18 protein-coding genes are annotated in these 25,025 nt (G+C 40.8%); 8 read left to right on the forward strand and 10 right to left on the reverse strand.

The annotated features are described in order from the left end of the window. The 7 genes from FO442_RS03695 to FO442_RS03725 form a co-directional block, all read right to left on the reverse strand. On the reverse strand, window positions 1–4,040 hold a 4,040-nt coding region (locus FO442_RS03695; RefSeq protein ID WP_186279877.1), incomplete at its 3' end, for a delta-60 repeat domain-containing protein. Between the two features lie 194 nt (window positions 4,041–4,234). After that, window positions 4,235–4,960, reverse strand: a complete 726-nt coding sequence (locus FO442_RS03700) for a hypothetical protein (RefSeq protein ID WP_144331806.1) — start codon at window positions 4,958–4,960, stop codon at window positions 4,235–4,237. A 139-nt stretch (window positions 4,961–5,099) separates the two neighbouring features. After that, a complete protein-coding gene (locus tag FO442_RS03705; RefSeq protein ID WP_144331807.1) occupies window positions 5,100–7,052 on the reverse strand; it encodes a tetratricopeptide repeat-containing sensor histidine kinase in 1,953 nt (650 codons plus the stop codon). Next, the gene (locus tag FO442_RS03710) at window positions 7,052–7,795 is read right to left on the reverse strand and encodes a LytR/AlgR family response regulator transcription factor (protein WP_144331808.1); all 744 of its coding nucleotides are present in this window, start codon (window positions 7,793–7,795) and stop codon (window positions 7,052–7,054) included. The genes FO442_RS03705 and FO442_RS03710 overlap by 1 nt, the downstream gene beginning before the upstream one ends. Before the next feature lie 89 nt (window positions 7,796–7,884). Continuing rightward, on the reverse strand, window positions 7,885–11,709 hold the full coding sequence (locus FO442_RS03715; RefSeq protein ID WP_144331809.1) for a T9SS type A sorting domain-containing protein: 3,825 nt from the start codon (window positions 11,707–11,709) through the stop codon (window positions 7,885–7,887). Window positions 11,710–11,791: 82 nt separating this feature from the next. Then, a complete protein-coding gene (gcvP, locus tag FO442_RS03720; protein ID WP_144331810.1) occupies window positions 11,792–14,629 on the reverse strand; it encodes an aminomethyl-transferring glycine dehydrogenase in 2,838 nt (945 codons plus the stop codon). A gap of 191 nt (window positions 14,630–14,820) precedes the next feature. After that, on the reverse strand, window positions 14,821–15,075 hold the full coding sequence (locus FO442_RS03725) for a hypothetical protein (RefSeq protein ID WP_144331811.1): 255 nt from the start codon (window positions 15,073–15,075) through the stop codon (window positions 14,821–14,823). A 97-nt stretch (window positions 15,076–15,172) separates the two neighbouring features. Between FO442_RS03725 and FO442_RS03730 the strand changes: the two genes are divergently transcribed. From FO442_RS03730 to FO442_RS03745, 4 genes are all read left to right on the forward strand, one after another. Then, window positions 15,173–16,303, forward strand: a complete 1,131-nt coding sequence (locus FO442_RS03730; RefSeq protein ID WP_144331812.1) for a methionine aminotransferase — start codon at window positions 15,173–15,175, stop codon at window positions 16,301–16,303. Continuing rightward, window positions 16,291–17,082 (forward strand): nitrilase-related carbon-nitrogen hydrolase, encoded by a 792-nt coding sequence (locus FO442_RS03735; protein WP_144331813.1) that lies wholly within the window; start codon window positions 16,291–16,293, stop codon window positions 17,080–17,082. Before FO442_RS03730 ends, FO442_RS03735 begins: the two co-directional genes overlap by 13 nt. 73 nt (window positions 17,083–17,155) lie before the next feature. After that, window positions 17,156–18,988, forward strand: coding sequence for a T9SS type A sorting domain-containing protein (locus FO442_RS03740; RefSeq protein WP_144331814.1), 1,833 nt, complete (start codon window positions 17,156–17,158; stop codon window positions 18,986–18,988). A 61-nt stretch (window positions 18,989–19,049) separates the two neighbouring features. Then, window positions 19,050–19,466, forward strand: coding sequence for a YqaA family protein (locus FO442_RS03745; RefSeq protein WP_144331815.1), 417 nt, complete (start codon window positions 19,050–19,052; stop codon window positions 19,464–19,466). On the opposite strand, the gene FO442_RS03750 is transcribed toward FO442_RS03745, so the two are convergent. Further along, window positions 19,453–20,604 carry a 1-deoxy-D-xylulose-5-phosphate reductoisomerase gene (locus FO442_RS03750; RefSeq protein ID WP_144331816.1) on the reverse strand — a complete coding sequence of 384 codons (1,152 nt, stop codon included), beginning with the start codon at window positions 20,602–20,604 and terminating at the stop codon, window positions 19,453–19,455. The genes FO442_RS03745 and FO442_RS03750 overlap by 14 nt on opposite strands. An 88-nt stretch (window positions 20,605–20,692) precedes the next feature. Here FO442_RS03750 and FO442_RS03755 point away from each other — a divergent pair, with 88 nt between their 5' ends. The 4 genes from FO442_RS03755 (at window position 20,693) to FO442_RS03770 (ending at window position 23,578) form a co-directional block, all read left to right on the forward strand. Further along, window positions 20,693–21,745, forward strand: a complete 1,053-nt coding sequence (locus tag FO442_RS03755; protein WP_144331817.1) for a hypothetical protein — start codon at window positions 20,693–20,695, stop codon at window positions 21,743–21,745. Between the two features lie 92 nt (window positions 21,746–21,837). Further along, complete coding sequence (locus tag FO442_RS03760; RefSeq protein ID WP_144331818.1) at window positions 21,838–22,305, forward strand: DUF6495 family protein; 468 nt, start codon at window positions 21,838–21,840, stop codon at window positions 22,303–22,305. A gap of 154 nt (window positions 22,306–22,459) precedes the next feature. After that, the gene (locus tag FO442_RS03765) at window positions 22,460–22,861 is read left to right on the forward strand and encodes a hypothetical protein (protein WP_144331819.1); all 402 of its coding nucleotides are present in this window, start codon (window positions 22,460–22,462) and stop codon (window positions 22,859–22,861) included. A 102-nt stretch (window positions 22,862–22,963) separates the two neighbouring features. Beyond that, window positions 22,964–23,578 (forward strand): suppressor of fused domain protein, encoded by a 615-nt coding sequence (locus FO442_RS03770; RefSeq protein ID WP_144331820.1) that lies wholly within the window; start codon window positions 22,964–22,966, stop codon window positions 23,576–23,578. A 146-nt stretch (window positions 23,579–23,724) separates the two neighbouring features. Here FO442_RS03770 and FO442_RS03775 read toward each other — a convergent pair whose 3' ends face one another. Next, entirely contained in the window at window positions 23,725–24,084 is a 360-nt protein-coding gene (locus FO442_RS03775; protein ID WP_144331821.1) for an arsenate reductase family protein, read from the reverse strand. Window positions 24,085–24,095: 11 nt separating this feature from the next. Continuing rightward, complete coding sequence (locus FO442_RS03780) at window positions 24,096–25,010, reverse strand: hypothetical protein (RefSeq protein WP_144331822.1); 915 nt, start codon at window positions 25,008–25,010, stop codon at window positions 24,096–24,098. Window positions 25,011–25,025: the final 15 nt, after the last annotated feature.

Below are 25,025 nucleotides of genomic sequence, written 5' to 3' on the forward strand. Positions count from 1 at the left end.
GTAGAAGAAGTGTATGTATTTCCATCAATCCAATCGTAGGAATCACAAGCAGTTTGAATATCCGTTCCCGTCGTCGAATGATTAATAGTTAGATTCAAAGTAACGGTGGAATCACAACCTGCGACATTTTGTAATACAAAAGTCGGTGTGTTTGTAGAAGAAGTGTATGTATTTCCATCAATCCAATCGTAGGAATCACAAGCAGTTTGAATATCCGTTCCCGTCGTCGAATGATTAATAGTTAGATTCAAAGTAACGGTGGAATCACAACCTGCGACATTTTGTAATACAAAAGTCGGTGTGTTTGTAGAAGAAGTGTATGTGTTTCCATCAATCCAATCGTAGGAATCACAAGCAGTTTGAACGTCCGTTCCTGTCGTAGAATGTGTAATCGTTAGATTCAAGGTAACTGTAGAATCACAACCTGCGGCATTTTGCAACACAAAAGTCGGTGTGTTCGTAGAAGAAGTGTATGTATTTCCATCAATCCAATCGTAGGAATCACAAGCAGTTTGAATATCCGTTCCTGTCGTAGAATGATTAATAGTTAGATTCAAGGTAACTGTAGAATCACAACCTGCGGCATTTTGCAATACAAAAGTCGGTGTGTTTGTAGAAGAAGTGTATGTATTTCCATCAATCCAATCGTAGGAATCACAAGCAGTTTGAACGTCCGTTCCTGTCGTAGAATGATTAATAGTTAGATTCAAGGTAACTGTAGAATCACAACCTGCGGCATTTTGCAACACAAAAGTCGGTGTGTTCGTAGAAGAAGTGTATGTATTTCCATCAATCCAATCGTAGGAATCACAAGCAGTTTGAATATCCGTTCCTGTCGTAGAATGATTAATAGTTAGATTCAAGGTAACTGTAGAATCACAACCTGCGGCATTTTGCAATACAAAAGTCGGTGTGTTTGTAGAAGATGTATACGTATTTCCATCAATCCAATCGTAGGAATCACAAGCAGTTTGAACGTCCGTTCCTGTCGTAGAATGATTAATAGTTAGATTCAAGGTAACTGTAGAATCACAACCTGCGGCATTTTGCAACACAAAAGTCGGTGTGTTCGTAGAAGAAGTGTATGTATTTCCATCAATCCAATCGTAGGAATCACAAGCAGTTTGAATATCCGTTCCCGTCGTCGAATGATTAATAGTTAGATTCAAAGTAACGGTGGAATCACAACCTGCGGCATTTTGCAATACAAAAGTCGGTGTGTTTGTAGAAGAAGTGTATGTGTTTCCATCAATCCAATCGTAGGAATCACAAGCAGTTTGAACGTCCGTTCCTGTCGTAGAATGTGTAATCGTTAGATTCAAGGTAACTGTAGAATCACAACCTGCGGCATTTTGCAATACAAAAGTCGGTGTGTTCGTAGAAGAAGTGTATGTATTTCCATCAATCCAATCGTAGGAATCACAAGCAGTTTGAGTATCTGTTCCACTATTCGGATGAGTAATCGTTAAATTCAATACAATGATCGAATCACAGCCAAATATATTCGTCAGGGTATCTGTATATTGACCGGAAGACGTATAAACAGTACCATTTTGAGGCCAAAGATAAGTCACACAGTTGCTAACTGTTTGAATCAAATTTGAGGGTGGATAAATCGTTAGGTTCAAGGTATAAACCGAATCGCACCCGTTTGCCAATGCTCCGCTAACAGTATGTGTGTAAACTCCGCTTGTGGTATAAGCCTGACCTGTTAAATTCCAGTGATAGGATGAACAAACTGCTTGATTCTCCAATGCTGTTTCCGGTTCACATACCCGTAATCGCGCAATGCGATTTCTTGGAATTCCGTTGTAATTCGTAAATGCGCCACTAATCACTATGCGGCCATCGGATTGGATATTTATTGCATTTATAGAAAGGTTTGTTCCTGTTTCAGTTTCAAAAACGGAATCTATCGAACCGTCCGGATTCAGTCTGATCAAACGGTTAACCGGTGTACCATTATAAGTTGTGAAATCTCCTCCGATCAGTAGCTTCCCATCCGTTTGAACGTTGATTGTTTCAACGGCGGCATTAAATCCGGATCCGGAATTAAAGGTCCCATCCATTGATCCATCCGAATTTAATCGGAGGATTTTAGCGGCTGCCATACCATTGTAAGTGGTAAAATCTCCACCAACCAGTAATTTCCCATCTGTTTGTAATTTAAGGTCCCTTACTTTTCCATTAGGACCGGCTCCAATCACAAATGAAGGATCCGGAATTCCTGTAGCTGTGAGTCTAAGCAGTTTATTTGCAGAGGATCCGTTGAAAGAATTGAAGTTTCCGCCTACCAAGATTTTTCCGTCCGGCTGCAAACTGATTGAAGTTACTGTTGTATCGAATCCCGAGCCGATGGAGAATGAATTGTCTATCGATCCATTTGTATTCGACCTAACAATTCGATTTACACTATTTCCATTGTAACTTGTAAAATCTCCGCCAAGAACAACTTTGCCATCAGACTGTGATACAATAGTTTGGATTGTTTTATTTGCTCCTATAAAAGAGTTATAGGACGAGTCCAGATCTCCATTTGTTGTTAATCGGGCAATTCTGTTAATTGACGATCCTTTATACGTAGTAAAATCCCCTCCAACGAGGAATTTACCATCACTTTGAACTGCAAGTGTTTTTACGGATGCATTCATACCGGAGCCAATATGGAACGATGTATCGAGTACTCCATCGTCTTTCAATCTGGCAATTTTACTATAAGGGATTCCATTATACCCGGTAAAATCTCCTCCAATCAGTATTTTGCCATCCGATAGAATTTCAGAAGCATTAATTGTAGAATTTGTACCTGATGAAGGATTAAATGTGAAATCCAGATGACCGTTGGAATCTAATCTGACAATTCTGGAAGTTAAGTAACCATTAAATACAGTGAAATCTCCAACAAGAATAATTTTGCCATTCGCCACCAATGCTGAACTATAGACCGTACCATTAAACCCTGTTCCTGCATCAAAGCCCGGATCTATCGTTCCATCAGAATTCAATCTTATTATCCTATTGGCAGTGGTTCCATTATACGTAGTGTAGATTCCTCCCAAGATTAACTTATTGTCAGATTGCTGGCTTATTGTATAAACATATCCGCCGCTAACTCCCGTTCCGGGGTTAAAACTATTGTCTAAGGTTCCATTCGCATTTAATCTTGCCAAACCTCTAATTGAAGTTCCATTATAGCTCAGGAATGAACCCTGTATCATAATTTGATCATTCGCTAAAAGGGCACTTGTTTCTATATAGGATGCTCCGCTACCGGAAAGGAATGTATTATCGATTGACCCGTTTGCATTCAACCTCGCAATACCGTTTCTACTATAGCCATTGCATACACTGAAATCGCCACATACAATGATTTTATCGTTTGATTGAACAGATATTGAATTAACCGGATCGTTTGTACCTTGACCCGGTCCTCCGAAAGAAGGATCTAGTGTTCCATTGGCATTCAATCTGGCAATAAAATTTCTTGTTGCTGTATTGATCCTGGTGAAATAGCCACCAATTATTATTTTTCCATCGGATTGACGTTGCATAGTATATATTAATCCTTGATTAAGGGCATTTCCACCAGGATAAGAAGGAGTGGACTGAGAGAAAAAGGATTGATCCATTGTTCCATTCGCATTCAATCTGAAAACTCCCAATGCCAGTATTCCGTTATAAGATGAAAAACCACCACCGGCAAGTACAATTTTCCCATCTGGCTGAAGTACCATGCAACGTAAATATCCTGCATTCAATCCGGTCCCTGTATGAAAAGAAGTATCCAATGTCCCATCCGGATTTAATCTTGCAATTCCATTAATTGGAATGCCATTATAAGTAGTATTGGCTCCCGAAGCAATAAGTATCTTTCCGTCCGGTTGAATGACAGTTACCCAGGTAAGATTACTAACTCCATCGCCCATCCCATTAACCAAGTTGGGTGGGCTAAATGTCGGATCGTTGCTACCTGGTTGTGCAAAGGCATTTTGTGTAATAAAAATTGCAAGAAGTAGTAAGAATGTGCAAAATTGATTCATCTGATTAAATTGATTCGACAAACATACAAAATCTATTTGCAGTTTCAAGATTAAGTCGCTCAAATTGTTGGTTTCAAGTGTTTCACTTCAACAAAAAAATCCGTCTCCCATCCTATGACAGGATGAAAGACGGATTCGGGCATTGGCTTGAGTTACAGCGCCCTTTCTTTTAGTAGGGTGGGTTATTGAGTTTCTTATTTCACGGTTACCACTATTTTGGAAATGTTGTCCCCGTCCCAGCTTACTTCCACTGATTCGTACCACAGTTCCGCAGAACAAACATACGTTCCATCTGCTTTGATGTTGGTAATTTGAAGTCCTTTCGTTGCAGGATCTCCAAACATTGGTTCTCCGTTTTCAGTAGTGATATCGTAAGGATTCACGCCACTTTTCACATAGTTCTTAGCTGCTTCCAAAATGCGACCACCTTCCGCAAATTCATTCAGGAATGCGTTCATCCGGTCACTCACTTTCACCGTTGCTTCATCTTTCAGCACTCCCACATTCAATGTTGCGGATGCATCCCCGAATGAATTGATTTCAATGGTGTACTTTCCATCTGCATCTACTAAGTACAAATTGCTTTTATCCGGACTTGTTGCAATATCCAAATCTCTAACAAAAGGTCCCGCTACCAGGAAATCCACTTGTTCGATTTCTTTATCTCCTTCTTTCAGGGAAAGGAAATAATTGCTGTTTTCAGCTTTTACATCCACTACGATGTAGATTTTACCTTCCGGTGCAATCAGTGTTTGTTGCTCTTCTTCGTTTACCAAAACAGAACTTGCTTTAAAATCAACTGTGATTTTTTGATCATCAAATTTGGTTTCAGTTCCTTTTTTGATCGATACAGGTGGTTCGGAGGTACAGGACCCAAGCAGTAATCCTACTGCTGCGATTGATACTAGAATTAATCTCATAATTTCTTTGTGTTTGGAAGCAAAAATATAGCAACCAAAGCTAGCGAAACAGCCTGTTTTGGTGTCCGGACAGGAACAATTGGTAAGTGTACCCTTTTTTCAAATAAGCGTTCCGGCTTTTGGTCAATTGTCCGAAGTTTTAATCAAAAAGCGTGTTGTATGGAATGGAGAAGACCACCCTTGTTCCTTCCATCGGGATGGAGCTGATTTCAAATTTGAAAGCCCCTTTCCATTTTTTGTTTAACAGTTGGATCCGCTTTTCAGTAATTTGAATGGCCATGGATTCGTGTTCTTTTTTCGTGTTCACGGGTCTATTTGTTGAAAACCCTCTTCCGTTATCCGTAATTGAAATCGCTACCTCTTTTCCTGTTTTCTTATAGGAAATGGTCAATTTTCCGGGTTTATCCAATTCTGAGAATCCATGCTCGATGGCATTCTCAATAAAGGGTTGAATAAGCATCGGTGGCAATAACAGGTTATCGGGTGATAATTGTTCGTCTATTTCAATGGTATAATCAAATGCATTGCTAAAGCGCAATTGTTGTAAACGCATGTAATCTTTCAACCATTTTAACTCTTCCTCCAGGGAAATATTATCGGTTGAAGAATGCTGTAGGATAGACCGCACCAATCGTGCAAATGAAGTAAGGAGTTTCCCGGATTCTTCCGTATCTTTTCTCAACATATAGGTATGAATGGCATTGAGTACATTGAAGATAAAATGCGGGTTCATTTGGCTTTGCAATAAACGCTGTTCCATTTCAACGGCAATTTTTCCAGCCTTCAATCGGTTATAGCGCACGGTCGTATAAGCAATGACACTAATAAGCAAAAGCAATAAAACGGACCCGTAGATGAAATAATTAAGTCGGTCTAACTTAATGTCTTTCAGCAGGTTTTGCTGTCTTAACTGCAAATTCTCCCGTTGCTTTTTTTCTGTTTCATACTGTTCCTTCATGCGGGAAATCCCATGTTGGATCTCCATACTGCTGTTATTGTCTTCCAGTTCTTTAGCCTCTTCAAAATATTCCAGCGCAACTTCCATTTTTCCCATGGTTTTGTAAACCCTGTAATAATGCCAAAGCATATCTGCTTCCAATTCAGAGTAATCGCGATTATTGCGTATCCAATTATGTTTTGAGTTCAAAACAGCAAGTGCTTTGTCGTACTGCTTTTGTTTCATATAGGCAATACATTGGTAAAAAGAAATTTTCACTGCATTCACTGTGTCTTTTTCTTCCAGATAAAATGCTTCACATTCTTTGACCAGCTCCAATGCTTTCCTGCTCCTTCCGGTTTCAGCATAAACATGGGCCAGATTCGCCTGAGCGGTTTTAATCACCCTTTCTTGTTGAAAATCTTTTTGCAGCCGCAAAGCTTCCAGCAAATATGGTTCTGCACTGGTGTATTGTTTTTGCTCCGCGAGCATCCCTCCCAGATTCAATGAAGCGATGGACTGTCCGCTAAAATCTTTGATCTCTTTCCGGATCCGAATCGACCGTTTATAATAATCCGCGGCTTCCTTGTACCGTTCGAGCTGTTGCAGTAAAATTGCTATTGCTCCCAACATCTTTGCTTCATCCGACTTGGGGCCGTTCTTTTCATGGTAATGGAGTATCTCCAGGTTAATTTGAAGTGCTTTTTTATAATCCCCTTGCAATTTGTAGTAATGTGCATATAATCCCTTACTGAACATTAATCGGGATTGCTCATTTCCTAACTTTCTGAAAATACTATCGGATTTCTGAAGATTGTACTTCATTTTATCCCAGTCGTTGAGTGACATATAGTAATTCCCGTAAGCCGCATAAGCGAGTCCTATTCCTTTGCTGTAATTGATCCTGCGTGACAGACGCTGAACACTGTCCATATAAGAACGGAACTGTGCTTTATCACTGTAGAAATAGCTAACCCCAATATCGTAATAGAGCTTTGCTTTAATCGAATCTTCCTGCTGGTAACGGACTTTGCGCAACAAACTGTCGAGCGGTGGCTGGGCATTAAACGAGTGCGTAAATGCACAAAAAAAACAAAGGATCAAACGGCGTCCGCGTTGCTGCGCACTGAAATGCTTTCGGAAGAACTCTTTCATTATTGATTTGCCTTAAAATGCGCCATTACTTCTTCCTTTTTGCGCGTAGATACCGGTATTTCGATTTCATTTGCTAAGATCAGGAATCCCCCGTTGCGTTTATCGAACTGAGTTACGTAGCGCATGTTTACCAGGTAACTCTGATGGGTCCGAATAAATTGGTTACTGTCGATAATGTTCTCGAAATGCGCAAGCGTTTTGGAAACCAGAATGGGTTTGCGGTCCGCAAAATGGAAATGGGTATATGCGCCATCTGCCAAGCAATAGGTAATATCGTTTAGGTCAATAATGTGCAGCACATCTGCCGTATTCAGCACAATACGCTTTGGTTCTGCAGGTTTGAATTGCTGGCGGAATACATCCAATTGTTCCAGGATCTTGTTATTCTGAATGCGGGTATGCGTTTTTAGCAACGCGGCACTCAAATCCGACGGATCAAAAGGTTTCAGCAGGTAATCCAATGCGGATACCTGGAATGCTTTCAAAGCGAAATCGTTATATGCAGTTATAAAAATGGTCGGAATATACCGTGGTGCGATGGTTTGAAGAATATCGAATCCGCTTTTATCATGCAATTGGATATCCAATAACAACAAATCGGGATTGAACTCGTCAATTTCTTTTAAAGCAGCGGGAACACTGTCTGCTTCGCGAACCACCAAGTTGTCAATACTGCTTCTGGACAGTACCATCTGACAATTTTCACGGGCCATTTTTTCGTCATCTATAATTAAGATTTTCATTCATGGAGGTAAATGGGAGCTTAAAAATACAAAATCCAGTTATCGATTGATAACCGGATCTTGAATATAGTTAGTAATAACGGATACTGTCACTGCTTCACCATCCGCTGAACGCTATGTCCCTGCGAATTGTTGAAATCGAATAAATACACTCCGCGTTCCATATGTTGCAAGGAAACGACTCCCTGGTTTTGGATTTTCTCTTTCAATACCACTTTCCCCTGAACATCATAAACCGTCAATTCGGCATCGGAGCCGGAGAAAGAAATATGAACCTGATCGTTGGTTGGGTTCGGATAAAGTTCAAAGAGATCCTTACCGTTATTGGTCAGGCCGGCCGTGCTCACATTTCCATTGTTGAAGTAGATTGCTTCCGTTACTGTGAAGTACTCTCCCAACGATTTATTCGGACAGAAGACGCTCAATTGCAGCCAGTAAACGCCATTTCCATTATTCAGAACATAACTGGTCGTGTCGAAATTAGATCCGTTGGAGTCTACAATATTCCAGATTACGTTTACGGTATTTCCGTTTGCCCAGATCGAATCAATGTAAGCCGTGTCAATTCCGGCGTAGTAAATGTCACAGTTAGTCATCGTGACGCCCAAAGAATCCTGCGCCAACGAATCGATGAACGGGTTATTGAAGACAAAGTTGGAGTCGACCGGAATGACGATCGTCGTGGAAAGGGTGTCTCCACAATTATCCGTTACATGCAGATCGTGAGTTCCGGGGCATAAGCCTGCGACCAAACTGTATCCGTTTGAAGTGATGATTTGTGAACCGCTGTCGAAATCGAGTTCGAACGGTGCGTTTCCTGAAAGATCAATTGCTGCTTCACCTATACAGGTATTTGCATCGGAAGGCAAGGAGAAGGAACTTTCGATTACTAACGGCAAGGCTGGAATAATTGTCAGATCTAATGTTATGATGGAATCGCAACCTGCTGCATTCGGAATGGTATCCACATATTGACCGGAAGCTGCATAGGTTTGACCATTAATCGGCCACGTGAAAGAACCGCAGGCAGTTTGGGTTTCGGTATTCGAACTTGAATTCAAAATCGTTAAGTCTAATGTAATGATCGAATCACAACCTACTGCGTTTGGAATGGTATCGATGTATTGACCGGATGCCATATAAGTTTGATTGTTGACCGACCAGGTAAAAGGACCACAGTAAGTTTGGCTTTGGCTACTACTAGTCGAGTTTAGAATAGTTAAGTTAAGGGTTATAATAGAATCACAGCCAGCTGAATTTGATATAGTGTCTAAATATTGACCCGAAAAAAAATATTGATTACCATTGAATAAATAACTATTACATTCAACCGTATTAATCGTGCTTGATGATGGATTACTTACAATAAGAGACAGGGTAATAATTGAATCACAACCATACATATTCGTAAATTGATGGGAATAAAACCCACTAGTTGAATAAGCTTGACCATACCAGTTATATACGTCACATGTTGAAACAAATAATGTATCGTTTGTATGTTGAATACTTAAGTTTAAAGTAATAATTGAGTCGCACCCTTGAGAATTAATTAATGTCTGGGTGTAAATCCCACTTGACGTATAATTTTGGCCATTCAGAGTATAATTGTTGCACGCCGAGGCAGTAATTGAACTAGTTGAAGGGTAACAATTCAATAACCGAGTCAACCGGTTTCTTGGATTACCATTATAATTGGAAAATCTTCCACCCACAAAAATTTTCTGATCCGCTTGTAGCAGTAACGAAAGTACTTCATCATCAAATCCGGTACCTGAAATAAATGTACCATCCAAACTGCCATCACTATTCAAGCGCACTATCCTGTTTCTACTAATTCCATTGTATGATGTGAAACTTCCTCCAATAATTATTTTACCATCGTCCTGAACAATAATCGTTTTCACATCCCCATTAAGTCCACTTCCTGTATTAAAAGTAGCATCCAAACTGCCATTACTATTCAAACGAACCAGTCGGTTTTTAGGTAAACCATTAAATGTTGTGAAATTACCCCCGACTAAAATTTTTCCATCCGCCTGAATAGCACTAGTATAAATACTATAATTTGGTCCGTTTCCTGAATTAAATGTAAGATCGATACCGCCATTTGTATTCAAACGCGTAATTTTATTTACACTATTTCCATTACAATAAGTAAAATCACCTACAACAACAATCTTTCCATCAGGTTGTATAATGGATGAGTATACCGGATTATTTGAATTCCAGATAAATGTTTGATCTTGGCTTCCGTCAGCATTTAATCGTATAAAATAGTTTTGAGTATTTCCATTAAACGATGTAAACGTTCCCCCTGCAAGTATTTTTCCATCACCTTGAACACATAAATTTCGAACATAGTTATTAAAACCACTTCCAGGATCAAATGTGGAATCCAAACTGCCATCAGGATTCAAGCGGGCTATTTTTAAACGACTTAAACCATTATACAACGAAAAATCACCTGCAACTAATATTTTATCATCATCTTGTATCCTTATTGTTGATACCGTATTGTTAAATCCTTCACCAATATCAAAGGTTGTATCTATATCGCCATTCGAATATATGCGTGTTATCTTATTTTGGATAATCCCATTGTATTTTGAAAAGTTTCCTCCTATTACTTGCTTCCCGTCTGCTTGAAAACCCATGCTGCCTGCAAATTCATTAAACCCGGAACCTTGATTAAAGGTCTCATCTAGATTCCCATCAACGTTTAATCGAAGCATGCTACCTGTTAGCGTCAAATTATAAGAGGAAAAAGATCCAAGTACAATTATTTTCCCGTCATTTTGTATACTAATGTCCTCAACTTGACTATTAAGCGCAGCACCCAAATTTGAACTAAAAACCGGTTCGACAGAGCCATTTGAATTGATTCGAACTAAATACGCACATAATGTTCCATTATAAGAATAATGGGTTCCGCCTACCATAATCGTTCCATCATTTTTTATTTTTACAGCTGTACAATACCCCGTATTAAATCCGCTTCCAATTACAAATGAAGCATCAATAGTACCATTGCTATTTAGTCTTGCTATTCGACTACTACTTTGACCATAAAATGATGTAAATCCACCAACAGCGACAATTTTTCCGTCTGTTTGTATATCCAAATCCCAAACTGTGCCATTAAAACCAGACCCTGGATTAAATGTTGCATCTAAACTACCATTTGTGGTTAATCTTGCTATCCCAAGTCTCGTGGTCCCGTTGTAACCTGAGAAACTTCCAACTGCTATCAGTTTACCATCTGGTTGAAGTTTAATTGAAGATACTCCACTATTACTTAATCCTGTAAAGCCAGTTCCGATAATATAACTTAAATCTATAGAACCATCTGTATTTAATCTAACTATGCGTGAACGAGAAAATCCATTGAAAGAATTAAAGTTTCCTGCTACAATTATTTTTCCGTCTGTCTGAACTGCAATTGATCCAATACTACTTCCAAAAGGAAAACCCATTCCAGGATTAAAAGTTGTATCCAAGCTCCCATCTGTATTTAAGCGTGCTATTCCATTTCTAGTAACACCATTACAAGTCGTAAATGGACCTCCTGCAATAATTTTACCGTCACTTTGAAGAGCAATCGCATTAGTCCAAGAATTGAATCCTGTGCCTAAATTAAAAGACAAATCTATACTTCCATCAGTATTAATCCTGGTTATTCCATAATGAGTAAACCCATTATAATGTAAAACAGGATGAGAATTGGCTCCTCCAACCAAAATTTTACCATCTGCTTGAATTAATGATGAATAACATACAGTTGATAAACCGTTACTATTGCCATAAAAGCCATTATCTGACGCATTGAAAGATGGATCATTTGTACCTGGTTGTGCTAGGGAAATTGTTGTTAATAAATAAAATATTGCTAGAATAGATTTAAATGGTTTCATAAACGTCAGTATTTAAAACAAAAATAAACAAAAAATCCGGCTCAATTTCTCAAGACGGATTTCCTTATTAATTATTCTGTTCCTAAGCCTCCACGTGCATGTAGCTCTCCACGCTCGGACAAGAACACACTAAGTTTCTGTCTCCGTATGCGTTGTCTACTCGGCGTACCGGAACCCAGTATTTCCACTCTTTCAAATAAGCAACCGGGTAAGCTGCTTCCTGCGGAGAGTATGGGTAGTTCCAGTCTTTGTTGATGATACAATCTGCAGTATGCGGAGCGTTTTTCAACAAGTTGTTTTCTTTATCGGCGTGGCCGTTCTCGATTTCTTTGATCTCTGCACGGATCTTGATCATGGCTTCGATGAAACGGTCCAGTTCTTCTTTGTCTTCGGACTCTGTTGGTTCAACCATTAAGGTTCCTGCTACCGGGAATGATACCGTTGGTGCGTGGAATCCGAAGTCGATCAAACGCTTCGCCATATCAGCTACTTCTACGTCTGCTGTTTTCTTGAAATCGCGGCAGTCTAAGATCATTTCGTGTGCTACGGTTCCGTTTTTCCCGGTGTACAATACGTTGTAATGTCCTTTCAATTTCGCTGCAATGTAGTTTGCGTTTAAAATTGCTGCTTCCGTTGATTGACGCAATCCTTCCGCTCCCAACATCTTGATGTACCCGTAAGAGATCAACAAGATCAAAGCACTTCCGTATGGTGCTGCAGAAACTGCGTGGATCGGGTTGCTTCCTCCAGCAGCAACAACCGGGTTGCTTGGCAGGAAAGGAGCCAAATGCGCAGCCACTCCGATTGGTCCCATTCCAGGGCCACCACCTCCGTGAGGAATTGCAAATGTTTTGTGTAAGTTCAAGTGACAAACGTCTGCACCGATATTTCCCGGATTGGTTAATCCGACCTGTGCATTCATGTTTGCACCGTCCATGTATACTTGTCCACCGTTTTCGTGGATGATCGATGTGATTTCACGGATTCCTTCTTCGTAAACACCGTGCGTTGACGGATAAGTGACCATCAAACCGGCCAATTCGTTCCCGATTTGGTTGGCTACCGTTCTTAATTCTTCGATGTTGATGTTCCCGTTTTCGTCACAACCGGTTACAACCACTTCCATTCCTGCCATCACTGCAGAAGCCGGGTTGGTTCCATGTGCGGAGGAAGGAATGATCATTTTTGTACGTTGCTTGTCGCCACGGCTTTCGTGGTATGCTTTGATCACCATCAATCCGGCATACTCACCCTGTGCCCCTGAATTTGGTTGTAAAGACATCGCGGCAAATCCGGTAGATTCACACAAATCTTTTTCCAACTGGCGGAACATGGCGTGGTAACCGGCTGCCTGCTCAACCGGAGCAAACGGGTGCATATTTGCGAACTGAGGATTCGTGATCGGAATCAACTCAGAAGCTGCGTTCAGTTTCATGGTACACGATCCCAACGGAATCATGGAATGAACCAATGAAAGGTCTTTGTTTTCCAAACGTTTCAGGTAACGCATCATTTTGGATTCCGAATGATGCTTGTTGAAGGTTGGATGAGTCAGGATCGCATCCATGCGCAATGCAGAAGAGGCGATGTTTGAATTATTGATGGTTCCTGCCTTGTTTGCCCCGAATACTTCCAATACGGCATTCACATCGTCCAACGTGTGTGGTTCCCCGAAACTGATTGTCAGTTCCGATTCATTGATGATGCGGAAATTCATTTCTTTCGCTTCAGCTGCAGCTTTAATCTTAGCAGTGTCTACTCCTTTTACCCAAATAGTGTCGAAGAAAGAATCCGAACCAACCTGGATTCCCGCTGTTTTCAATCCGCTTGCAGCTGTTGCAGCCAACTTGTTTACGTATTCTGCGATTTCTTTCACTCCTGCAGGACCGTGGTAAACGGCATACATGGAAGCCATAACTGCCAACAAGGCTTGTGCCGTACAGATATTCGATGTTGCCTTATCTCTTTTAATGTGTTGCTCACGTGTTTGCAAAGCCATGCGCAAAGCCAGGTTATCATCTGCATCTTTCGATACCCCGATGATGCGGCCAGGAATGGTGCGTTTATAATCTTCTTTTGTTGCGAAAAATGCAGCATGTGGTCCGCCATAGCCCATCGGGACCCCAAATCGCTGGGAAGAACCGAATACGACATCAGCTCCCAATGAACCCGGAGATTTCAACACGACCAATGAAAGAATGTCTGCAGCGACTGCCGTTTTCAATCCGTTATTGCGGCCGATAAACCCGGCTACATCCGTAATATTCCCGTAAACATCCGGGTATTGGATAATTGCTCCGAAATACGTACCGTCATTGGTGAACGTTGTTTCATCTCCTTCAACCAATTCAATTCCCAGGTTGATCGCTCTTCCCAGAACCACCTCTTTCGTTTGAGGAAATGCATTTTTGGAGATGAAAAACTTATTTACTCCATCTTTCACTTCCTGGCGTGAGCGGGAATTCCAAAACATGATCATAGCCTCCGAAGCAGCAGTTCCTTCATCCAGTAAAGACGCATTTGCTATTTCCATTCCAGTCAGATCCAATACCATGGTCTGGAAATTCAGTAAAGCCTCCAGGCGGCCCTGTGAAATTTCTGCCTGGTAAGGCGTATATGCAGTATACCATCCCGGATTTTCCAAAACATTCCGTAAGATCACGGAAGGCACAATGGTTTCATTATAACCCAATCCTATAAAAGACTTATATACTTTATTCTGAGCTCCAAGTGCCGTGATGTGCTGCAAATATTCCTGCTCGCTCAACGCGTGATCGATCTTTAATTCTCCGGATAAACGAATCGGTGAAGGGATCGTTTTGTCTACTAATTCTTGAATTGATTTGACACCAATAGCAGCTAACATCTCAGATTTCTCAGCTGAATCAGGTCCAATGTGACGGGATGAAAATGCACTCATAAAAATTTCACTCTTTTTTGAAACCTACCTTAACTGGTAAGCAGGTGCAAAGATAGCGATTTTCACGTTTTATTTTTTCGATTTAGTGTGGAATATTTGTTAACTCAAACCGGGAGTTTTCCATAGACATTCAAGAATGGAATTAAAATCTGGAAAGCTACTGATATTCAGACACAAATGATTATGGCTTTCTACTTGCAGCTTGCTTTTCTTTTCATCATTTCCGGACCACTCATTTGCTCAAATTCTTTGCACTTAGCCTTCTTCGTTTTGATGAGTTCTTTGACTTCTTTTTGCCCTTTGTTACTCAATGCTTTTGTTCGCAGCTCATCGTATTTAGCATTCAGTTCATCGCTTGCGCGGATACAATCACAAATGGAATCTTCCCCACAAGAGGTTAGTATCAAACCAAAAAATACCGGGAAAGCTAAAATACGGAGTTTCATCAAGTTCATTTTAAGTGAATTCCTGCTAAAATGTGCCTGTTTCGATACCATATAAGGCAGGAATGATTTACTTTGCTATTGCAAACAAATGTAATTCATGCAAACAAAACTTCCAAAAGTAGGAACCACCATCTTTACTACGATGAGCCAAATGGCAAACCAGTATCAGGCCATTAATCTTTCCCAGGGGTTTCCCAATTTTCCAATTGATCCCTTGATTGAAGACCTATTGGCAAAAAACAGCAAAGAAAATGTTCATCAATATGCGCCAATGGCAGGACTTCCCGTTTTATTGGAAGGAATTGCCCAAATGGTTCATCGGGTGTATCAAAGAGACATAAATCCATCGACTGAAATTTTGGTGACTTCCGGAGCAACCCAGGGAATTTTTGCAACTCTCCAGGCATTGGTTCATCGGGGCGATGAGGTAGTGATCCTCGATCCGGCATACGATTGCTACAGCCCGGCGGTACATTTGGCCGGTGGGAAGCCCGTTCACATTCCTATGCGGGAAGATTTTACGATTGATTGGCGCGAACTCAGACAAACCGTGAATCAAAAAACGCGGGTTCTAATCATCAACAACCCTCATAATCCGTCCGGTAAGATGATGGACAAGGAAGATTTTGATGCCTTGGTACAGGTGATGATTGATCACCCCAACCTGATTCTTTGCTCGGACGAAGTATATGAGTTCATTACCTTTGAAAAGAAGCATTTTTCCGCGCATAACCATGAAATTTTGCGAAACAGAAGTGTGATCGTTTCTTCATTCGGTAAAACATTTCACATAACCGGATGGAAGGTAGGTTACCTGATCGCTCCGGAATACATTTTAAAGGAAATTAAAAAAGTGCATCAGTACCTGGTTTTTTCCGTAAACAGTGTCGCTCAGAAAACCCTTGCAGATTATATTTCCGGGACAGACGTTACCACCCTTGGAAAATTTTACCAGGATAAACGGGACCGTTTCAAAGAACTGATGGCTAAAAGTAAATTCGAGTTTCTTCCAAGCGAGGGGACTTACTTTCAAACAGTGCGGTACAACACCATTTCAAATCTTCCCGACGTGGCTTTTTGCGAATGGATGGTAAAAGAAATGGGAGTAGCGGCTATTCCACTTTCCGTCTTTTACGAAGAGCGGAATGACTATCATACCATCCGGTTCTGTTTTGCAAAAACCGACGAAACACTCATTCAAGCAGCAGAAAGATTATGCAAGATTTAAGCATCACATTGATCCAGGCAAATCAGATTTGGGAAGACAAAGCTGTCAATTTGAAACACTATGAAGAGTTGCTGAAACCGGTCTCCGGAAGCAATCTCATTCTACTGCCGGAAATGTTTCAAACGGGATTTTCGATGAATACCCGCGCTCTGGCGGAAAAAATGGATTCCAGTTCCAGTATTTTGTGGCTGAAGCAACAAGCTAAGCAAAAGAATGCTGCTTTTTACACTTCCCTGATTATTGAGGAAGAAGGGAAATACTACAATCGCGGCGTTTTTGTAGAACCGGATGGGACCATTACCTGTTATGATAAACGCAAACTGTTCGGGATGGCGGAAGAATCCGTTCATTTTACAGCAGGCACAGCAGAAGTCATTGTGAATTATTTGGGGTGGAAAATCAATTTGCAGATTTGCTACGATCTCCGTTTCCCGGAAAATATCCGTAACGGGGAGATTGATGGAAGACCGGTTTATGATCTCTTACTCTATGTAGCTAACTGGCCTGAGAAAAGGATTCAGCATTGGTCAACATTATTACCGGCAAGGGCGATTGAAAATCAATGTTACGTTGCAGGTTTAAACAGGGTAGGGACCGATCATTCCGGGTTGTCTTATACAGGTCAAAGCAAATTAATTAATCTTTTGGGAGAAGAACTTTCCAACCTTTTGGATTCCGAAAACGTCATTACACGTAGTATTAGCTACCAGGAACAGACCGAATTACGTAGGAAATTACCCTTCCTAAGGGACAGTAATTACCGTTCGTTTCGTAATTAGTACCGTTTAATAAATAAATTGACCATTTATAGGTCAAATAACTAAATTTAAAACTTCGTAAATTAAAGAAAACATGAAAAAACAGATTACTTTGTTATCGGGATTGTTGTTAGTTACAGGTGCATTTGCTCAAAATGCAAAAGTGGCTGCTTCCCCTCGAATGGCACAAAAATTCAGCACAGAAAACCATAAAGCAACTCCGGTAGCTCCTGCAAAGGCCTTGGGTACAACTTTGTGGTCAAGTGACTTCTCAAATGCATCTGACTGGAATATTGATAATGACGGTCAAACTGGTGGTAACTTTGGTTGGAACATTAACGCAACGAAAGAAGGGTGGGCAAACAGTACTACTCAAGGAATTATCAACTCTACTTCACATGGTAATTTTGCCGAGTTAGGAAACGGAAACCCTACATTAACTCCTCCAACTCAAGCTTTAGATGTTGATTATTATTTGACTCAAGCTACTCCGATTACTATTTCATCTTCAAACCTGATCTTGTCATTCATGCAAAACGGTGCATTGTTCAATGACTTGCAAGAGTTCCAAATTTCAGTGAATGGCGGTTCAAGCTGGATTACTGTAGGTGACAACACGGATAAAGGAGTTTTGTCTCAATCCGGTGGTGATCCTTACGCTAACCCAACTCAGGAAACCATTAACTTAGCTTCTTACATCCCTGGAGGATCTACTTCGCTTATGGTTCGTTTCCATTGGACAACACGTTTCCCTCAATCTGCAACAAACCCGAACGTATGGATTACATACGGATGGAACATCGATGATGTAGCAATTTCTACTCCTGCAGATTACGATTTGGCAATCACAAATGATTACTGGGGTACTGAAGGTTTGGGATATTTCAAAATTCCTACAACTCAAATCGCTCCGATCGATTATACATTGAAAGTGAAAAACGAAGGTGCAGCTGATATGACAAACGTAGTTTACGGTGTTGATATTACAGGTGCAGGTACTTTTACAGGAACAAGCGCACCTGCAACCGTTGCAGTAGGAACAAGCGATAGCTTGGTTTTGACTACGCAATTTACTCCAAGTGCTGTTGGTACTTACAATGTTACAAGAACATTGACTGCTACAGATGTAGATGACGTTCCTACAAACAACATGTTGAACAACTTCTCTTTCGATGTAACAAATTACATTTATGCAAGAGATAACGGTGTTGCTAACGGATACACAACAAACCTGGCAGATCCGTTCGAAACAGGAAACTTGTACGATATCTGGGCTGCTCAAACAGTAAAAGGTGTTGACGTGAAATTTGCAACTGGTACACCGGTTGGATCTCAGGTTTATGTTCGAATCTACAAAAATGATGCAACTGCAACTGATCCTGTTTGGGTTGGTGAGTCTCCTGACTTTGAATTGACAGCTGCTCAAATTAACACAAACTTGACTGTTTACCTTGGGTCTGCAATTCCATTGGAAGCAAACACGACTTATTTTGTAATGGTTGGTTCTTACTCTCCGGATGTAAAAGTTGCTAACGCTGGTTCTTCAGTTGCGCAAACTTCCTTCTTGTTGGATGGAAACGACATCGCAAACAGCACATTGTACTACCAATTGGAAACTCCTTGGGTTCGTTTGAACTTTGATCCTTCATTGGGATTGGATGAATTGACTTCTGCAACAGATGTAACTGTTTATCCTAATCCATTTGCGGGAACAACAGAAGTTAAATTCAACTTGAAAGCTGACGCTAGTGTTTCTGCTGTAGTTACTGACCTTTCAGGACGCACAGTTGCAACAGTTCCTGCATCTCAAATGGCTGCTGGTTCTCAAACAATCGCTATCGACGGTAACAGCTTCGACGCTGGAGTTTACAACGTAACTCTTTCAGTTGGAAACGAAACTATGACAAAACGTATCGTTAAGAAATAATTCTTAATCCATCAGAAAATGGGGGCTTCGGTCCCCATTTTTTGTATCCGGAGGTTTGGCTATGATGATCGAATGGGGTTTAATCGGTTTGTTTGTGATGTGTTTTTTGGCATCAACCATTGTTCCGTTCCCTTCTGAAGCAACACTCCTCTTTTTCTTGAATTCCGGAACTTACTCTCCGGTTTCCGTTTTAATTGTAGCGAGCCTGGGAAATTGCCTGGGTGGTAGCACGAATTACCTGTTGGGATATTACGGCAGAAAAATACTAGGCAAAAAACAATTAGTAAGAAGCGAATCCCTGGTACAGCGTTACGGTTTTTGGACAGCGCTATTTTCCTGGTTGCCGGTTATCGGGGATCCCTTGTTGGTAGTGCTTGGAGTTTATCGTGTATCCTTTTGGAAAACCATGGGCTTGATGAGCCTGGGGAAAATCACTCGTTATCTAATTGTTTACTGGACTTACTTCACTTTCGCTTAAGTGCAAATTCGCGTGCCAAACGATCGGTTTCCACGTAATCTTCATACCCCGGCTTGGAGATAAACGGAGTCTGTATCATGGTGTGCTCATTGATTCGGGCAATATCCAAAAACCCGATTTTTTCTTCCAAAAAAAGTTGTACGGAAATTTCATTTGCCGCATTTAAAGCACACGCCGCTGTGCCGCCTTTTTCCAATGCGTCGTAAGCCAGTTGAAGGTTTCGGAATGTTGTTTTATCTGTCTTTTCAAAAGTCAGTTGAGGATAATCCAAAAAGTTGAAACGTGGAAATTCTGTTTTGAATCGGTCGGGATATGTCAAAGCAAACTGGATAGGCAACTTCATATCCGGAAGACCCATTTGGGCTTTCATGCTCCCGTCCTGGAATTGTACCAATGAATGAACAATGGATTGCGGGTGAACGATTACGTCTATTTGTTCCGTTTTCAGACCAAAAAGCCATTTCGCTTCAATAACTTCCAATCCTTTATTCATCATGGAAGCGGAATCAATGGTAATCTTCGCTCCCATCGACCAATTCGGGTGTTTTAATGCCTGAGCAGGCGTAACGGATTTCAATGCAGCTGCTTCCCAGCCTCTGAAAGGTCCTCCCGATGCCGTCAGGTAGATTTTTTCTATTGGATTATGAAATTCCCCTACCAAACATTGGAAAATGGCAGAATGTTCCGAATCAACCGGGTAAATATTGATTCCTTTGGTGCGCGCCCTGGTTGTTACCAGTTCGCCTGCCACGACCAAGGTTTCCTTATTCGCCAATGCAATGTCCTTTCCAGCTTCAATTGCCGCCAAGGTAGGTTTCAACCCTGCATAACCAACCAGCGCAGTCAATACCACATCTACTTCACGAAATTCAACGACCTGGCAAAGTGCCTGATCTCCGGCATACACATGAACATCTTCAGAAAAAAGCCCATCCTTCACTTCCTGGTATTTGCTTTCATCACCGATCACAACCGTGTTTGGCTGGAATCGTTTGGCCTGTTCAATCAATAGCTTCGCATTTGACTGAGCAGTAATGACTTGCAAATCAAATTTATCCGGATAGGCCTGAATCACTTCTAACGCCTGTGTCCCGATAGAACCAGTAGAACCTAGAATTGCAACTCCTTTTTTCTGCATGTAACAAAAGTACGGTTTTATGTAGATTTGGAGTGTAACCAACATGGTATTTCAACTTATGGGGTATAACTTAAAAAATAACTGCCTTATGAAAATGCTTTTACTTTCGATGATCTTGCTTCCGGGTGTCACTTTTGCCCGCTTCCCTCCGAATTCGGATGCTTACATGCTGAGTTCTCTTCGCTGGGCGGCGAAATATGAAGTGGGAATTGATTACCAGCAACACCTTTATTACGGAGCAAAGCCGGAGGTCATAAAACAAAACAAGGTGGGAGTTGTAAAATCATTCAATATCAATAAGCGTGGAAAGAAAAAGGAATGGTATGTTCGCACATACGATTTGTCGGGAAGATTAGTCCAAATGAAAACAATTTACGGTACAGTTAATTACACGTATAATGATACCTTGTTGAGTGAAATACACCGGATAAATAAAGCCCATTCATTCCACACAAAAATTACCTATGACGGGCAATTACGCATCGTGAAAATTCAATCTTCCAAAGACAACAAACCAACTGCCGAAACTGTTTATGTTTATTTCAGCGGTGAGCAAACTTCCCTGGTAGAACGAAAAATCTTCGGAAAGAAAGAAAAGACTTACAGGCTGGAAACCGATTATGACAACCTATTAAAAAAAGCCACAGAATCACGTTATACGATCAATGGTGAATTGCAAAAACGCTGGACATACAGTTGTGATGAAAAAGGAAAGATCCGGGAGGAAAAAGTAGATGAGGTAACTCATTGCCAGTATTATAGTTCCAATAACGACGGTTCGTACATCAGTTATACCCGGACAATTGAAAATGGCAAGGATTACCTGCAGGAATCTGTCTACACAAAAGATTCCGTATTGACCGAATACAATCGTTTCCTGCACGATTCCATTTTAGTGAATCACAATACCTATTCAACGAATAAAGATCTATTTGAAGGATATCGCAAAAACGGAAAACGCAGCTATAAACTGATCGAGGAAAAAGACGCGAAGGGAAATATCATCCGGCGCATTGATTGCTACAAGCCCACCGATAAATCATTAATTATCACCACTTTTTTGTATTCGGAAAACAACCTGATACAGGAAGTGACCTACAAGGACGGAACCAAAGTACGATTCGAATACACCTACCTGTAATGTAAGTAAGCTAAGCAACCTGGATGTGACTATGAATCAAAAACACCTGTTCTATATTACACTTACACTGAAAAGAACACTACCTTTGCGGCATGAAATACCGCATGTTGTCCGATGAAGAACTGCAGCACCTGGAAGGCGATTTAAAGGCGTTTCTGATTATTAACGGAGTCCATGGTGAAGAATGGGCAATGTTGAATCAGGAAGAACCTCAAAAGGCGCTGGAACTGGTTGAATTATTCTCCGATCAGGTATTGCAAACAGTTTATGAAAAGGTGAAATTTCTGGAGCACCGCACTCCGGATTCCTGCATCGTATTCCATTTTCAGGAAAGCGAACAGGAACTGATTGCTATTCAAAAGAACCCAGGATCTGCTGTCGACCTTTCCACCGTAGACGGAATTCATGAAGCTTTGACAAAGACCCCTCATGATCTCTCCTTTTTCACCAGTAAGAAACAGTATGCAAATTCGCGGGAAATGGAAATTCATCAATTAATTGCACAGGGGGCTGTTCTATCCGATGCCATTTTTTGGAATTCTTTGAAGGAAATTCTTTAGAATCATACCGAATGCTAGGAAAGCATAAGTAAATTGCACAGTCAAATCGGACAATTGCTCACTCAAAATTTGCTTAAATACAATCTGCAGAAAAAGTAGTTCATACTATACTCAGAAAGCTTAGTTTTACCCTAGCACCCCGGCTTAATTTATTATGAAGATTCGTTTTACTTACTTACTATTCGGACTGCTTTTTTTAGTCCTTTCTGCTTGTTCAAACTCTAACATTGATGACCGTCTTGTCAAAAAATGGACACTTGTTAAAGTAGACGGTTTCGGACCGGACAAAGACAAAATTTTGGGAATCAACAATATTTATTTTGATCTGAAAGATGACGAAACGTTTAAGGGTCGTTGGTATGATCAAAACAATATGACAGATTTTATTGAAATGGAGGGAAAATGGTTAAGCACCCAATACGACGATAAAATTGATTTATTCTTATTTTACGGTCCCAACCAAAAGAAGTCTATCATTTTCAACATTACAAAAGTTGAAGGAGATGATATGACGATGCGCATTTCAGAAATCGATCATTTCTTTAAAGCGAAGTAGCAATATAAACCAATAACCAATAAGGGGCTTCGGCCCCTTTTTTATTGATATACTTCCCGGACTTATAGGTAGAAGCAAAGCGGAAGCACTATATTTGTCACCATGGAACTATTAAAGGCATTTGAAAACCGTTTTGGAGCTCACCGCGTAAAATCTATCCAAAATCCGTTGCACAATGAACAGGAATTAATGATCCTGTTTCTTGAACTGGATGTTCCGGTAACAGTTATTATGACCGCTTCCCTTTCCGATTATAAAATGCCGGTCCTTGAAAAATGGGTTGGCAGAGAGTTTAATGAAATTTTTTTCTGTCTGCCCGCTTACTGGGATTTTGAAGATTATACCAACCCGAACTGTTCGTGGATCTATTCCTGGCTCTACAAGTTGGAGCGGTTCGTAAGAGATAAAAACACCTGGTTTGGCCCGGGACATACCATTCCGACAGGTAATCCGGAAGTTCCGATTTCCAATCTGATGAAACAGGAATATTTCATCTTTTTGGATCCCATTTTACTTCAAAAAGAATTGAGTCCCGTAATTATTTCCGGCAAAACCATTCAGTTCCTAAGTATCGTTCCGATTTTCGGTGACGAACTGGATTTTAAAATGGGTAAAGGAACGCAGAAATTCATTCGTCGGTTTATTCAACGTAACCAGGATGAGAAACTGGACGATTATCGCAGTTCCATTCTAAATAGTCGTTTGCGCTTTTTTTGAGGTGATCCGATAAAATAAATGAGAAATCCGGGTTAATTATTAGCAAGTTAGTAAACTTACTTACAAGCTTTGTTCAATTTGCGTTTTTCCAAACAATTACAATTCCATTGCGCACCATTTCCCTCGTTAACCCACCCATTAAAACATCACTTATTCTTAGCAAAAAATTCCCGGGCAGATTCCACCTCCTTCTTCGCATTTCCGATCCAAACATGCTCGTCATAAATAACAAAAGGCCGCTTTAAAAACGTGTATTCCTCCAACATGTATTTGCGGTAATCCGCTTCTGTCAAATTCATTTCATGTAATCCCTGAGAACGGAATTTCATCGCTCTTTTTGAAAACATTCCCTCATAAGAACCCACCTTTTCTTTTAACCAATCCAAAGTCTTGGCATCAATATTTGTTTGTTTGATATCAATCAGCTCCACATCTTTTGGTAAGTCCAGAGTCTTCATAATCTTTTGACAAGTGTCGCAAGAGCTTAAATAATAAAATTTTCTCATGGAATGCGCTATTAACGGTTTTGCATGTATTCGTCATTTCTTTTCCGGTCTTCCGGTGTTCCGGTGTTACAACCGTTCGATTTCTTAGTAAAATGATGAATCCAGCGAATTTGAAATTGGATGGGCCAGTAATTGCTTGAAAACCATTGAATCGTTGGGCGCGCTTTGTTCGGTTCGTAAATTCCAATGGCCGGAACCAAAAAGCCAAAGGTTAGATAATCACCCCGGCGAATCGTTCGGGTGAACCCTAAGTGCAAATGGAATTGCGCCATGAAATCCTGTTGGAACTTTACCGGAGCAATGGTAGGAACGTAAGGTGCTTTCGGTGCAGGAAGTGCATTAAACAAAAAGTTAAACCCCAATCCCGTTTCCAAATGCCAGCCATCTGCAATCTTGGTAAACCGATCGATTGTTACGCGTGCAGTTACATAACCATTGTAGAAGGACCCGGTACTCTCATCAAAGGAAGAAACACCTGAAGGATCGACCAATTCAAAACGTGTCCGCTCACTTCCACCGATGTAATTAAAGCCCAATCCCCAGTCCAGTCTATGAAATAAGTTCGCACCGATCCATTTTATTTCGCCTTTATCCCCACGTTTTTTATACCATGCGTCCAAAACACGCGACTTTTTCAAGCGGTAATGAGCCGCACCTATTTCAATAAATGCTCCCGGTTTTCCGATCGGATCAACTGATGCAGTAACCGGCCGGCCAGTCGCATCCGTTCCGGAATATTCGGTTATTTTCGGATTGGTAAACGTGAAATTCGGTCCCAGGGAAATTTGGATTCCATCCTTTGTCAATTGACGGTAATCACGTGCACCTCCAAAAAAATCCTTTCGGCTCTTCCCTCTCAAATTGCGGGATTGACCGAATGAAAATCCGGTAATGACAATCAACAAAATACAAACGACAAATTTCATGGTCTAATTTTATTT

This window comes from Fluviicola chungangensis (assembly GCF_007558725.1).
Classification (GTDB): domain Bacteria; phylum Bacteroidota; class Bacteroidia; order Flavobacteriales_D; family Crocinitomicaceae; genus Fluviicola; species Fluviicola chungangensis.